This window comes from Bacillus sp. Nf3, from assembly GCF_003028545.1.
GTDB lineage: Bacteria > Bacillota > Bacilli > Bacillales > Bacillaceae > Bacillus > Bacillus safensis.
This window is the reverse complement of record NZ_PYUA01000010.1, coordinates 26537-40773: the sequence shown is the minus strand read 5'-3', so window position 1 is coordinate 40773 and position 14237 is coordinate 26537. Positions and strand designations below refer to the sequence as shown.

General features: G+C 42.2%; 15 protein-coding genes. 9 read left to right on the top strand and 6 right to left on the bottom strand.

The annotated features are described in order from the left end of the window. Positions 1 to 63: 63 nt before the first annotated feature. The 3 genes from C9414_RS17950 to wrbA all read left to right on the top strand — a co-directional run bounded on the left by C9414_RS17950 (position 64) and on the right by wrbA (position 2327). Complete coding sequence (locus C9414_RS17950; protein ID WP_039182911.1) at positions 64 to 1035, top strand: ring-cleaving dioxygenase; 972 nt, start codon at positions 64 to 66, stop codon at positions 1033 to 1035. Next, entirely contained in the window at positions 1032 to 1640 is a 609-nt protein-coding gene (locus C9414_RS17945) for an alpha/beta hydrolase (RefSeq protein WP_107164224.1), read from the top strand. The genes C9414_RS17950 and C9414_RS17945 overlap by 4 nt, the downstream gene beginning before the upstream one ends. 72 nt (positions 1641 to 1712) lie before the next feature. Continuing rightward, on the top strand, positions 1713 to 2327 hold the full coding sequence (wrbA, locus tag C9414_RS17940) for an NAD(P)H:quinone oxidoreductase (RefSeq protein ID WP_034283654.1): 615 nt from the start codon (positions 1713 to 1715) through the stop codon (positions 2325 to 2327). Between the two features lie 49 nt (positions 2328 to 2376). On the opposite strand, the gene katX is transcribed toward wrbA, so the two are convergent. Then, the gene (gene katX, locus C9414_RS17935) at positions 2377 to 3987 is read right to left on the bottom strand and encodes a catalase KatX (RefSeq protein ID WP_371412198.1); all 1611 of its coding nucleotides are present in this window, start codon (positions 3985 to 3987) and stop codon (positions 2377 to 2379) included. An 84-nt stretch (positions 3988 to 4071) separates the two neighbouring features. Between katX and C9414_RS17930 the strand changes: the two genes are divergently transcribed. The 3 genes from C9414_RS17930 to rsiV all read left to right on the top strand — a co-directional run bounded on the left by C9414_RS17930 (position 4072) and on the right by rsiV (position 6233). Beyond that, complete coding sequence (locus C9414_RS17930) at positions 4072 to 4731, top strand: aspartate/glutamate racemase family protein (RefSeq protein ID WP_107164223.1); 660 nt, start codon at positions 4072 to 4074, stop codon at positions 4729 to 4731. Positions 4732 to 4880: 149 nt separating this feature from the next. After that, positions 4881 to 5375 (top strand): RNA polymerase sigma factor SigV, encoded by a 495-nt coding sequence (locus C9414_RS17925; RefSeq protein ID WP_039182900.1) that lies wholly within the window; start codon positions 4881 to 4883, stop codon positions 5373 to 5375. After that, positions 5376 to 6233 (top strand): anti-sigma-V factor RsiV, encoded by an 858-nt coding sequence (gene rsiV / locus C9414_RS17920; protein WP_107164222.1) that lies wholly within the window; start codon positions 5376 to 5378, stop codon positions 6231 to 6233. It abuts the gene before it with no gap. A gap of 56 nt (positions 6234 to 6289) precedes the next feature. Here the strand turns inward: rsiV and C9414_RS17915 are convergent, their stop codons facing one another. Further along, on the bottom strand, positions 6290 to 7216 hold the full coding sequence (locus tag C9414_RS17915) for a manganese-dependent inorganic pyrophosphatase (protein ID WP_107164221.1): 927 nt from the start codon (positions 7214 to 7216) through the stop codon (positions 6290 to 6292). Between the two features lie 303 nt (positions 7217 to 7519). Here C9414_RS17915 and C9414_RS17910 point away from each other — a divergent pair, with 303 nt between their 5' ends. Genes C9414_RS17910 through rplI form a run of 3 tightly spaced genes read left to right on the top strand, consistent with a single transcriptional unit; the run spans position 7520 to position 10914 of the window. Continuing rightward, positions 7520 to 8458, top strand: a complete 939-nt coding sequence (locus tag C9414_RS17910) for a YybS family protein (protein ID WP_142398061.1) — start codon at positions 7520 to 7522, stop codon at positions 8456 to 8458. A gap of 30 nt (positions 8459 to 8488) precedes the next feature. Then, a complete protein-coding gene (locus C9414_RS17905; protein ID WP_024427639.1) occupies positions 8489 to 10468 on the top strand; it encodes a DHH family phosphoesterase in 1980 nt (659 codons plus the stop codon). Beyond that, the gene (rplI, locus tag C9414_RS17900) at positions 10465 to 10914 is read left to right on the top strand and encodes a 50S ribosomal protein L9 (protein WP_008359128.1); all 450 of its coding nucleotides are present in this window, start codon (positions 10465 to 10467) and stop codon (positions 10912 to 10914) included. Before C9414_RS17905 ends, rplI begins: the two co-directional genes overlap by 4 nt. Positions 10915 to 10953: 39 nt before the next feature. On the opposite strand, the gene C9414_RS17895 is transcribed toward rplI, so the two are convergent. The 4 genes from C9414_RS17895 to C9414_RS17880 all read right to left on the bottom strand — a co-directional run bounded on the left by C9414_RS17895 (position 10954) and on the right by C9414_RS17880 (position 14208). Next, complete coding sequence (locus C9414_RS17895) at positions 10954 to 12168, bottom strand: CynX/NimT family MFS transporter (protein ID WP_107164219.1); 1215 nt, start codon at positions 12166 to 12168, stop codon at positions 10954 to 10956. 22 nt (positions 12169 to 12190) lie between these two features. Continuing rightward, positions 12191 to 12337, bottom strand: coding sequence for a YycC family protein (locus C9414_RS17890; protein WP_064498621.1), 147 nt, complete (start codon positions 12335 to 12337; stop codon positions 12191 to 12193). Positions 12338 to 12409: 72 nt separating this feature from the next. Further along, positions 12410 to 13144, bottom strand: coding sequence for an alpha/beta hydrolase (locus C9414_RS17885; RefSeq protein WP_107164218.1), 735 nt, complete (start codon positions 13142 to 13144; stop codon positions 12410 to 12412). Between the two features lie 98 nt (positions 13145 to 13242). Continuing rightward, complete coding sequence (locus C9414_RS17880) at positions 13243 to 14208, bottom strand: iron-hydroxamate ABC transporter substrate-binding protein (protein ID WP_039182881.1); 966 nt, start codon at positions 14206 to 14208, stop codon at positions 13243 to 13245. Positions 14209 to 14237 lie beyond the last annotated feature (29 nt).

Genomic DNA, 14237 nt, shown 5'->3' with positions numbered 1-14237 from the left:
TCTCGAATTCGAGATAATATAAAGACGTCAGTAAAGACATAATGAATAGAGGTTTATTACTTCATGATTAGGAGGTCATTAGAAGTGAAAAAAACAGAAGGAATTCATCATATTACAGCTATTGTAGGTCACCCTCAGGAGAACGTTGATTTTTATGCAGGTGTTTTAGGGCTTCGTCTCGTGAAGAAGACCGTGAATTTTGATGATCCAGGCACATACCATTTATATTTCGGAAATGAAGGCGGATCTCCAGGGACCATTATTACATTTTTCCCTTGGCCGGGAGCACAAAAAGGTCAAATTGGTGCAGGGCAAGTGGGCGTGACGACATATGTCGTACCGACAGGCGCTTTCTCTTTCTGGAAGGATCGTCTTGAGCAGTTTAATGTTTCTTATGAAATGGTTGAACGTTTTGGTGAAGCTTTTCTCTCATTTGAAGATCCACATGGCTTATTGATTGAGCTAGTAGAGCGTGCGGAAGGAAAGCAAAACGAGTGGACATTTAACGGTGTCACACCAGATGTAGCGATTAAAGGATTTGGCGGAGCTGTTTTATTAACTTCGCAGCCGGAACAAACAATGCAGCTGCTAGAGCAAACGATGGGACTTGAAAGAGTCGGAGCAGAAGGAGACTATGTGAGATTCCGTTCGTTTGGCGAAATAGGCAATGTCATTGATGTGAACATCACACCTGTTCCACGAGGACGTATGGGTGTTGGAGTTGTACACCATATTGCATGGAGAGCAACAGATGATCAGGACCAATTAGATTGGCAAAGACATATTGCACAAAGCGGGTATCAAGTGACACCTGTGCAAGACCGAAATTACTTCAATGCCATTTATTTTAGAGAACTTGGGGGCATATTATTTGAGATTGCCACTGATCCTCCAGGGTTTGCACATGACGAATCAGTGGAAACAATGGGTGAAGCATTGAAACTGCCACCGCAATATGAGGCGCAGCGCAGTCAGATTGAACAAATTGTACTGCCAATTGAAGTGAGAGAAGTTAAAGGGAAAGGAGATTCATGATGAAGCATCTTTTTCGAAAAGGAAAGAATGAACAAAGACCTGTCCTATTATTACTGCATGGAACTGGTGGGACGGAAGAAGATTTATTGCCGCTTGCACAGATAGTAGATCCTGACGCATCTGTTCTTAGTGTGAGAGGGAATGTATTAGAAAACGGCATGCCACGGTTTTTCAGACGTTTGGCAGAGGGCGTATTTGATGAGCAGGATTTGATTGCGCGTACAGAGGAACTATATACATTTATCGGAGAAGCAGCCGATGAATATGGGTTTGATCGTCACAATGTGGTGGCTATCGGATATTCCAATGGGGCAAACATTGCTGGAAGCTTGTTATTCCATTATGGGGATGCTTTAAAAGGAGCTATCCTGCATCATCCAATGGTTCCAAGACGCGGGGTTTCATTACCTTCATTAGCGGGGAAACAAGTCTTTATAGCAGCTGGTGAAAATGACCCAATGTGCCGTCCAGAGGAATCGCAGGAGTTGGAGCAATTGCTGCAGGATGCAGGCGCATCGGTTACACTTCATTGGGAAAATCGTGGACATCAGCTAACGAGAGAAGAAGTCGATGCTGCAGCTTTATGGTATCGTCGTCAATTTTAAATAAGGTGGGGTATACAGGTGGGATTTTTACAGAAGCTTTTTGGGCAAAACAAACAAAAGGAGATGGATCAAATGGAAAACGTAAAATTAGCGATTATTTATTATAGTTCAACAGGTACAAACTATCAGATGGCGAAATGGGCTGAAGCTGGAGCAAAAGAAGCTGGCGCAGAAGTTAAAGTATTAAAGGTTGCTGAATTGGCACCAGAAGCAGTTGTAGCATCAAATCCAGCATGGAAAGCACATCTAGACGAAACAAAGGATGTGCCAGAGGTTCAATTAAGTGATTTAGAGTGGGCAGATGCCATCATCTTTAGCATGCCGACACGTTTCGGTAACCTGCCAGCTCAAATGAAGCAGTTCTTAGATACGACAGGCGGCTTGTGGTTCCAAGGTAAATTGGCAAACAAAGCAGTCAGTGCGATGACTTCAGCTCAAAATGCAAATGGCGGACAGGAGCAGACGGTTCTCAGCCTTTATACGACAATGTTCCACTGGGGAGCAATTATTGCCGCTCCTGGATACACAGATGATTCCTTATACGGTGCAGGGGGCAACCCTTACGGTGTGAGTGTGACTGTTGACCAAAATGGAAAAATCCAAGAGGATGCAGAAGCAGCTGTGAAACATCAGGCAAAACGTACAGTGAATGTGGCAGAATGGATCAAAAAAGGTCAAAACGCTTAATAGATGTATACAAAAAGAATGCAGCCTCGCCGCTGCATTCTTTTTTTCATTAATAAGGATCTGATGGTGTGCTGTTGTTGATGGCTTCGTCCACGGCTTGAGCAGCGCCTGTAGAGCCGATAGGTCCGCTTGGCTGCTCTTGTTTAAAGGCTTTTAAACCGTCAGCGACACGCTTTCCGTAATCAGGGTCTGCTTTTGTAAAGTTTTCGATCATTTGGTCTTGAATGTCCTTTTGACATGTCGCAAGGGTGTTGACTAAGTTCTTAATCAGTTCCTCTCGCTCCCAATCATTAAAACGGCGATACGTTTCTCCCGCTTGTCCGAAGTTGTTTGGGCGGTCAATGGCTTCTCGTTTGACTTCACCCTCTACAAAAGGCGTATGATCCTTTCCATCCTGTTTGGCTTCTTTTAATCCCCTGAGGATCGATGGTTCATAATTCACATGGGGATTTTGCCCTTTGCCTTGATCGACATGGTATTCCATTTGGCCGTCTCTCTGATTGGTGGCGACATGCTTTTTCGGTGCATTGATCGGCAGTTGTAAATAGTTTGGTCCTACACGATATCGCTGTGTGTCAGAGTAGGAGAAGGTACGGCCTTGAAGCAATTTATCATCTGAGAAATCCAAACCATCTACGAGTACACCAGTCCCAAAGGCAACCTGCTCAACTTCTGCGAAATAGTTTTCAGGATTTTTGTTTAATACCATCCGTCCGATTGGTTTCCATGGATAGTCATCCTTGTACCAAAGCTTTGTCGGATCAAGCGGATCAAAGTCGAGGTGAGGGTGGGCATCATCTTCCATGATCTGTGCATATACCTCCCATTCAGGATAATCTCCTTGCTCAATGGCTTCATATAAATCCTGTGTGGCATGGTTAAAATTTTCTCCCTGAATCGCTTGCGCCTGTTCTTGGGTCAGATTGCGAATGCCTTGTTTCGGTTCAAAATGATATTTAACAAGTACCGCTTTTCCTTCATGATTCACCCATTTGTACGCATGGACACCTGAGCCTTGCATATGCCGGTATGTTGCTGGGATGCCCCACGGTGAAAAGAGAAATGTCACCATATGCGTCGCTTCAGGTGATTGTGAGACAAAATCAAAGATACGCTCGCCGTCCTGACGATTGGTGACAGGATCAGGCTTAAAGGCATGAACCAAATCAGGGAATTTTAAAGCATCTCGGATAAAGAAAATTTTCAGGTTGTTCCCCACGAGATCCCAGTTGCCTTCCTCTGTATAAAATTTAATCGCAAACCCTCTTGGATCGCGTAATGTTTCAGGCGAATGACCGCCGTGAATCACAGAAGAAAAACGAACGAAAACAGGCGTCTTTTTCCCTTTCTCCTGAAACAATTTCGCTCTCGTATAGGTGGAGATCGGTTCATCGCCGAATGTGCCATAGGCTTCAAAATAACCGTGAGCTCCGGCACCGCGTGCATGCACAACACGTTCAGGGATGCGTTCACGATCAAAATGACTGATTTTCTCTAGGAAATCGTAGTTTTCAAGCGTAGTGGGTCCTCTATTCCCAACAGTTCTCATATTTTGATTGTCTGTGACGGGATGACCTTGCCGATTCGTTAAGGTTTCTTCTGACTCTGAAGATGGTTTAGGCTGTTGATCTTCTTTCAATTCAAATCCCTCCTTCAATATCTCATTAACAATATGGTCATGCTGCTCCCTATTTCATACAAGGATTGATATAATGATTGAAAACTTTCACGAGGAGAGAGCCTGATGATTCGATTACACTGCCTTCACGCCCATCCGTCCAATCAGTCATATATAGAAGATGTTTTTGGTGATACAGATGTTGATTTGCATCACACAGTCGATTCATCATTTATAGAACGCGCCACTCAAGATCCCTCGTTTGATCAACACAAGCAGCAAACGTATGCTATCAACAGATTAAAGCAAGAAAGTGAAGCCGATCTTATTCTGCTCACGTGTACACAATACATTGCTGCTCTGGGTGATCAGCAGCACCTCTTTAAACAACCGATTGTTCCGATTGATGAACCGCTATTTGAGCTGATTTGTGAGAAAAAAGGGCCTCTTCAGCTGGTGTTTTCCAACCCAGATACAGTGGAGGGAACGATGCAGCGGCTTGAATCATATGCAACAGAGCGGGGCAAACAGATTGAAGTAGAAATGGTTGTGGTGGAGGATGTCTTTCATCTTTGCCTAAACGGTGATATGCAAGCCTATAATGAACAAATCATGGAGCAGCTGAGAAAATGTATGAAGCAAAAAGGCAGAGATATTTGTGTGATGCAGCTTTCGATGGTTCATGCGGCACAGCAGATGGAGCGGGAGACAGGCGTTCCTATCATTCATCCGCTTTCTCCACTAAAACAGTTTGTCCATCAAACACTATCCGTCTGGAAAGAGTGAACCCATCAGGTTCGCTCTTTTTGTATAGGAATGCAAATGCGATGACATGTTAAAAAAATAACCGAGCGCAAACTATTTTTAAAAGGCGCGCGTCTATCCAATGTAAGAAATAACAGATGCGCATTTAAGATAAAGGAGCTCTTTGTAAAATGAAGAAACGAAAAATAGACGATCAATTTGCGGATTACGTCATGGAGCATAAACACAGTTTTTATCGGTTGTCCTATAGTTATGTCAAAAACCCGGAAGATGCTATGGATGTTGTTCAGGAGGCTATTCATAAAGCACTCAAATCTGTTCATCGATTAGAGGATACGAGCAAGATGCATAGCTGGTTTTATAAAATCGTGGTGAACGCTGCCCTAGACTTTTTACGAAAGAAGAAGCGGGTGCAGGTGACAGATGATGATACGCTTGAATTCTTATCACAGGGCGAATCAGATGTATACGAGGATCAAGACGTCAAACGGGCTATAGAAGATTTGCCTGAGATGTATCGAGTCATCATTATTTTGAGATTCTTTGAAGATCTAAAATTAGAGGACATCGCCCAGATTCTCGATGAAAATGAAAACACCATTAAAACAAGATTATATAAGGCGCTGCGGCTTTTAAAAGTAGAATTATCACAGGAGGAAATATAAATGGATAAGTATTTGGAACATTTAAAAGATGAATATTTAGAAATCCCTATACCACCGGAATATGATGCGATGATTGAACGAACGTTAAAAAGAAAAAACAAAAAACCTTATTTTCAGCAATGGACTATCGGACTTGTTGCAGCGGCTGCTCTTTTTGTCACAACTGTTAATGTCAGTCCACAGGCAGCAAGAGCGATTTCAGAAGTACCTATCATTGGCGAGCTGGTGAAAGTCGTGACGTTTACAGAATTTAAAAAGAGCGATCAAGGAACGAATATTGATCTTAAAACACCACACGTTTCAGGACTTGGGGACGGAACATTACAAGACAGCCTGAATCAAAAATATTTAGCTGAAAACAAAAAGCTGTATCAAGATTTTGAAAAGGAAACAAAGGGTTATAAAAATGGTCATTTGAGTGTAGAGAGCGGATATGAAGTAAAAACAAACAATGACCAAGTTCTTTCACTAGGTCGATACAAGGTGACGACTCAGGCTTCTGCGGCAGAGGAAATGACATATGATACGGTGGATAAGAAAAATCATGTCCTCATTACATTACCAAGCTTGTTTAAAGATGAACGTTATATTGATGTGATTAGTGAAAATATTAAAGAACAAATGAAGAATCAGATGAAAGAGGATTCAAACAAAATGTATTGGATTGGCAAGCAAGATATGGCGGATCCATTTAAGAAAATTAAGCCGGATCAAAATTTCTATATCAATTCAAAAGGCAAACTGGTGATTTCCTTTAATGAATATGATGTGGCACCTGGTTACATGGGCGTAGTTGAATTCACGATTCCAACAAGTGTGTTAAAGGATATTCTCGTGAGTGATACGTACATTCATTAAAAAGGAAGACAGACAAAAAAGACTGCTGAATGATTCAGCAGTCTTGTCTTGTTTTATTAAGAAAGTGCGTCTGTTAATGCAGGTACGACTTGTTTCTTTCTTGATACAACACCTTTTAGTAAAGCTGTGTTGTTTTCAAGCTTGACGTTAAATGCTTTTTCTACTTTTGCTGCTTCTGCACCGAGTGCAAGAGCAAGGGAGTCATTTTCTAAAATATCAGTGATGACTAAAACAAATAGATCAAGACCTTTTGCTGCAATGACTTCATTGATTTTCGCTTCAATGTCAGCCTGTCTTGCTGTCACTTCAGCGATATCTACTGTATTGACTTGCGCAATTTCCACTTTGCTTTTGCCTAGTGCGAATTCTTTTGCATCAAGTGTAATTAATTCTTGAACTGTTTTTTGGCTTAGATCAGCGCCGGCTTTCAGCATGTCTAGGCCATAAACTTCTGGATCTACCCCTGCGATTTTTGCAAGCTCATGCGCAGCATCAATATCTTGCTGTGTGCATGTTGGGGATTTGAATAGTAAGGAATCAGAAATGATCGCAGATAAAAGCAAACCAGCGATTTCTTTTTCAATCGTCACTTGGTTTTCTTTATACATTTTGTTTAAGATCGTTGCGGTACAGCCTACAGGCTCAGCACGATAGTAAAGAGGTTCACTTGTTTCAAAGTTGGCAATACGGTGATGGTCAATGACTTCAGTTACTTGTACTTGATCAATGTCGCTTACACTTTGCTGGAATTCGTTATGATCCACAAGAATGACTTGCTTTGTTTCATTTGCAGCCGTTTCAATGAAACGAGGTGCTTCTTGTTTAAAGAAATCTAATGCGTATTGTGTTTCTCCATTAATTTCTCCAAGTCTGACGGCTTCTGCCTGAGCGCCGATTTTGTTTTTCAGATCAGCGTAAGCAATAGCAGAGCAAATCGTGTCTGTGTCAGGATTTTTGTGTCCGAATACGAGTGTTTTTCCCATGTGAATTCTCCTTCTTACTTTTATTGATGATGTTTCTATTCTAACAGCTTTTGACCTTGAATTCAGGGTTTATAGCTAAGAATTATCTTAAAAATTGTAACATGCTGTTGAAAAACTTGCATGTACGATTCAATATGGGTGTTCCACGTGAAACGCTCCCAGAATAGCCTGCATTTTACTTGAGATTTGCCGCTATGGTAAAATAAAGGTTGGGGCAAGACATGATGGAGCTGACATCATACGTATACATAGAAGTACACATTGAGCAAGATATAGACAAAAGTATTGGATAGAGGTGAAGGTGTGAAACAAACAAAAGCGTTAGTAGAGGGCGCAATCATGATGAGTATTTTCTCGGTCATGATGCTGTTTTATTTGTATGTGCCGCTATTATCCATTATTTTCTTTCTAGCTGCTCCGATTCCGATCATCCTCTATACAATCAGACACGGCTTGAAAAAAGGAATTGCTGCTGGCGCTATTGGCATAGTGATCAGCTTTTTAATTGGGTCTATGGCTGGACTCATGAGTGCACCTATTCTGATTGCTGTCGGATTAGGCATGGGTGCTTTCTACAGCAGAAGGCAGCCTGGGAATGCCATCATTACAGGTGCGCTGATTTATTTATTCAGTTTTCTCATCTCTTTTGTTGTCAGTGTTCAGCTTTTTCAGATCGATATCATGAGTATTGCCAAGGAATCAATTGAGCAAATGATGCCGATAGTAGAGAGTGTTTTAAAGCAATCCGGGGCTTCTGAAAAGGACATAGCCAAACAGCTCAAACAGTTTAAAGAGATGCAGGATATGGCATTAAGTGCTTTACCTGTAGCGCTTTTGATCGCTGTTACTTTGATGGCTTTTGTGAATCATTGGTTCGTTCGACCTTTGCTCAAACGGTTTGTTTCAGACATGCCGGTTTTGAAGAAATTTAAGGATATGCGGCTGCCAAAAAGCATGGTATGGTATTATTTACTCACATTGCTTTTGATGCTGATTCAGACGGAAAAAGGCAGCTTTTTATGGCTCGTTCAAACGAGTGCGTTTCAAATTTTATTTATACTGGTGCTTATTCAGGGATTTTCTTTTCTCTTCTATTATTGCCACGAAAAAAACATCTCAAAAGCGGTACCCATTTTCGCTATCGTGTTAACGGTTTTCTTTCCGCCGATCGGTGTGATTGTGCGAATTATAGGGATTGCTGACATAGGCTTTGATTTAAGAGAAAAAGTAAAAAACAAATAATTCACTCTGAATGTTGAGGAGTTGATATCAGTGCCAAGCTTCTATAGAAAACCTGTCATCAAGTATCCGATCTTCGCGTTAATTGTTCTTGCGGTGGTCACAGTCCTCCTCAACCTTTATTTTAATTGGATCATAGGAGCGGTTGGTCTTTTCGTCCTTGCAGGTGTGCTCTACTTCTTAAAGTGGGCAGATACGCAAGTGCAGAAAGAGATTGATTCATATATTTCAACATTATCCTATCGAGTCAAAAAGGTTGGAGAAGAAGCATTAATGGAGATGCCAATTGGTATTATGCTGTTTAATGACCAGTATTATATCGAATGGACGAATCCATTTCTCGCTTCATGCTTTCATGAAAGCACACTTGTCGGCAGATCCTTGTACGATACATTCGAGTCCATTGTGCCTCTTATTAAACAAGAGGTCGAGACCGAAAATGTAACGCTGAATGACCGGAAATTCAAAGTCATTATTAAACGATCAGAGCGCCTTTTATATTTCTTTGATGTCACGGAACAGGTGCAGATTGAACGACAGTACGAAAATGAACGAACGGTTTTATCTTATATCTTTTTAGACAACTACGACGATGTCACGCAGGGCCTTGATGATCAAGTGCGCAGCGCGATTAATAGTGAAGTGACGTCTCTGCTCAACAATTGGGCACAAGAATACGGAATTTTCCTGAAGAGAATTTCGTCTGAACGATTTATGGCGGTCCTAAATGAGAGCATTTTAGCTGAGCTTGAAGCGTCGAAATTCTCCATTTTAGACGAGGTCCGTGAGAAAACAGGGGCACATAGTGCGACGCTTACTTTGAGTATCGGGATTGGTGCGTCCGTTCCTTCTTTGAAAGAGCTTGGGGCACTAGCGCAGTCGAGTCTTGACCTTGCCCTCGGACGAGGCGGGGATCAGGTCGCCATTAAACAGCCGAATGGAAAAGTGAAGTTCTACGGGGGAAAAACGAACCCAATGGAGAAACGGACACGCGTACGCGCACGGGTCATTTCTCATGCTTTAAAAGAAATTGTATCTGAAAGCGGTAATGTCATGATCATGGGGCATAAGTTCCCAGACATGGACTCAATCGGTGCTTCCATCGGGATTTTAAAGGTCGCCCAGGCCAATGGAAAAGAAGGCTATATTGTCATTGATGCCAACCAGATTGGCGACAGTGTTCAACGCTTAATTAGTGAAATTAAAAATTATGAAGAGCTTTGGTCACGTTTTATCACGCCAGAGGAAGCAATGGAGCTTGCAAAGGATGACACATTGCTTGTCGTCGTGGATACACATAAACCGTCTCTCGTCATGGAGGAACGACTGCTGAATAAGATTGAAAACGTCGTGGTCATTGACCATCATAGACGAGGCGAGGAATTTATCCGTGATCCTTTACTTGTTTATATGGAGCCGTATGCTTCATCTACAGCAGAGCTTGTGACAGAGCTCTTAGAGTATCAGCCGAAGAAATTGCGGATTAACATGATTGAGGCGACTGCGCTTCTTGCTGGGATCATCGTGGATACGAAGAGTTTCTCTCTGAGAACGGGGTCAAGAACGTTCGATGCAGCATCTTACCTTCGTGCAAAGGGAGCAGATCCTGTCCTTGTGCAAAAGTTTTTAAAAGAAACTGTCGATCATTACATCAAACGGGCAAAACTCATTCAGCATACAGAACTGTATCAAAATCAGGTGGCTATTGCTTCATTACCGTCTGACAGGTCGGAGTATTATGATCAAATTACGATTGCCCAGACGGCTGATTCCTTGTTGTCAATGAGTGAGGTAGAAGCGTCATTTGCTGTCGCTAGACGAGATGACGATACGGTATGCATTAGTGCCAGATCATTAGGGGATATCAACGTTCAAATTATTATGGAAGCACTAGACGGCGGCGGTCATTTGACTAACGCTGCTACCCAGATTTATGGTATAACCATTGAAGAAGCGGTAGGGAAGTTAAAGGCTGCCATAGACGAATATTTCGAAGGAGGGGTTCAAAGATGAAAGTCATCTTTCTAAAAGACGTAAAAGGCAAAGGGAAAAAAGGCGAAGTCAAGAATGTAGCTGACGGATACGCTCACAACTTTCTCATCAAACAAGGGTTAGCTGTTGAAGCAACTCCAACGAACCTAAGTGCATTGGAAGGGCAGAAAAACAAAGAGAAAAAGAATGCCATCCAAGAGCTTGAACAAGCAAAACAATTAAAAGAAACACTTGAGGCGTTAACAGTGGAACTCACTGCAAAATCAGGTGAAGGCGGCCGTTTGTTTGGCTCCATTACAAGCAAACAAATCGCTGATAAATTGCAAAAAGATCATCAAATTAAACTCGATAAGCGCAAAATCGAGCTGAATGATGCCATCCGTGCATTAGGTTACACAAATGTACCGGTAAAGCTTCATCCAGAGGTACAAGCAACGTTAAAGGTACATGTGACAGAGCAGGCATAAGCAGAAAAGAACCCGTCTCACGAGGAGGCGGGTTCTTTTTTATGAAGGATCTGAAATATAGACGCTGCGTCCGGCACGCATCCCGGATAAAAACATGAAAAATAGGATGATGATAAAGATGATAATTGCTGGTGTCCATGTATGTGTGAAATCAAAAAGGATACCGATCATGAATGGACCAACAGCGGCTAATAAATAACCGAGTGACTGCGCCATTCCAGAGAGGGCAGCTGCTTGTTCCATATGTCTTGTCCGCAATCCAATGAAGGTGAGCGCTAGACTGATACTAGCACCTTGTCCAATGCCGATCAATAGGACAGAGATGACAAGAATAGATGTCGATCCTCCGAGAAGAAGTCCAATCATGCCTAGTAAATACACAAGGACAAGGCCGGCGACAAGCGGTCTTTGTGTTTTTAATTTTTCTGCAAGAACGGGCGTTAAGAAGGTGGATGGCAAACCAGCGAACTGCATAATGGACAGCATCCAGCCAGCTGTCGACAGGTTCATTCCATGTGATGTTAAGATATCAGGAAACCAAGCGATGCTGCTATAGAAAAGGAATGATTGCAAGCCCATAAAAAAGGTCACTTGCCATGCGACACGTGAGCGCCATATTGGCTGCTCTGTAAGAGAAATGCTTTTGACGGCCGCTGTATTCTGATGAAGAAGCTGCGGCGCCCAAACCATCATGGCGAGAAGGGCAAGTCCAGCCCATACAAGGAATGATGTATTCCAGCCGCCAGGCATCGTATGACTGAGCGGAACACTGACACCTGATGCAAGTGCAGCGAAGACGGACATTGAAGTCGTATATACACTTGTCATCAAACCTGCATGTGCAGGAAATTTCTGCTTCACAAGCCCCGGTAAGAGCACATTACAAATCGCAATTCCAACGCCGACTAGCGCCGTTCCAATCATTAAGAAGGTGATGGTGCCAAACGAGCGAATCACAATCCCAAACAGAAGGACAGCAAGTCCAAGCCAGAGGGTTCGTTCATTGCCAAGGCGTTTTCCGATTTTAGGTGCAATTGGAGAAAGCAATGCGAATGAGAGCAGTGGTAATGTCGTAAGAAAACCCGCCAGTCCATTTGAAAGCTGTAAATCGGAACGAATCGCGCCGATAACAGGGCCAACGGACGTAATGGCAGGCCGCAGATTAAATGCAATGAGCAAAATCCCAGCAATCAGCAGGATGGTTTGTCCTGTACTGCGAGGATGTAATGTTGATTTTTCTAGTTGTTGTTCCATGATTGCAAACTCCTTTATTTCTTTAAGAAGAACGATCTTTCTTCTGTTCAAGCTCCGCTAATTTAGCTAATAAGATATGCTGCGGCATATGCATAATTTGTTCTAACGGTACATTGAGTGATGCAGCAAGCTTTTGTGCGGTATCGGCTGAGATTTGTAAAGGTCTCATGCGCAAATCCCTCCTCTTTCAATCTATACGTTCCAATATATCATATCGGCTTTGTGTCATGCTGATAAAAAATTAGCGATCTTTTTTATAAAACCACATTAGAGCCGATAAGAAATTTTTTTGAAATTGTTTCAGATGATGGCCCTCTCCTTGTTCGATGTGATAGTGCAGCTGCCATTCCTGCATCCCTTTCTGTAATAAAAGATCATGCAGTTGTTTGGTGAATAACGGCATATGCTGTTGAACAGATGTTTTGCCTTTCCCTTCTTCACTGCCTACCGACAAATAGACAAGGTGATCCAGACACTGAATGTTTTGTTGTTTAGCAAATGGTAGAAAATCTTGATACCAAAACGACCCGGAGAGAGATGCGATGTTTTTAAAAAGTGCAGGGTGCATGAATAAAGTATAAATAGCAAATAGCCCGCCTAATGAAGCACCTACGTGGCTATGCTCATGACAGGTCTCTTGAACTGGATATTCACTTTTGATATATAGGAGCAAGTCATTCGCTAAAAATGACACATACGTCTGTGCCTCGCCTTTAAAGTCAGGGAACCCAGAACGCAGTGATGATGCCTTCCATGGGGTATATTCATCGAGTCGATTGAAGGGGTGTATGCCGACAATGATGATTGGTGAGATGGTTTTGGTTTCGATCATTCTTTCGATCTCTAGCAGGTGTGTTCTAAACAAAGAAGAGCCATCTTGTACAAAGACAGCTGGAACATGAATAGAGGTGTCCGGTGGTAGGTAAATATCAAGCTGACGCCCGTTAAACTCGTCATATAGAAACGTTCCGTTCATGTGTCATCTCTCCTCCAAGTTTTCAAGCTCCGCTGAAAAGAAGACAAAGGGCTAAAAATAAAGATCATTTTAGCCCTTTGTCATTCGTCACATCTTTTTTAGTTGTTTTGATCTAACCATTTGACGGCCTTATCAAGGAAGGTTGTTTTGCTTAGTGCTGTTCCTCCTTGAAGCATAGGATCAACGGCATTTTCATTGATGTGCCCATTTTTCACAGCTTTTAGGCTTGTCCAAATTTTATTTTTCTCTAAGTCCTTCAATGCGTTCGGATTCGATGAGTTTTCCTCTTTAGAGAACTGAACAAAAATATAGTCAGGATTGAGTTCTCCTAGGCGCTCCAATGAAATCAATGCTTGTGCTTTGGCTTTTTTGATATCACTTGGTGCTGTAAATCCTAAGTCGCCATATAAAGTAGAGTTGAAGTATACGTCTTCAGGGTACACGTATAGGTCGCCTTGTCTAATGCGTAAAATGACAGCTGTTTTGTTGCTGCTTTTGTCTTTCAAAGTTTCTTTTGCTTGTTTAAGATCTTTCTGATAATCAGAGATGATGTTTTTGGCTTCTTCACTTTTTCCAGTCAGTTCACCGAGTAATAAAAGATTGCTTTCCCAGTCGGAAGAGACATGTGATACTGGGATCGTCGTTTGGACTTTATCTAGTTTTTTAATTGTTGCAGGCGGGAACTTGGTTGATCCAAGTATCACATCTGGTTTTAGTTTTAGGATTTTTTCTAGGTTCGGTTCTGTTTTTTCCCCGATGCCTTCAGTTTTTGCTGTGATGTCTTTAAATAATTCAGGGAAAGTGCCGCCTACAGTAGAAGCACCAATAGGCTCGATACCAAGTAATTTTGCATCTTCCATTGATTCTAGGCTTCCAGCAATGACGATTCGTTTCACTGGTGTTTTGAGTTTGTACGTTTGTTCTAAGTATTTGATGTTTGTTTCAGCTGCTTCAGCTGACTTGCCTTTGGTTGTGTTTGAAGCAGGTTTATTTTCTGAAGCACCACAGGCTGCTGCGATGATCGTCATGATACAAAGGATAAGCAATGCGAACCATTTTTTCATTTGTTTTCTCCTTTAACTGATAATTGTTC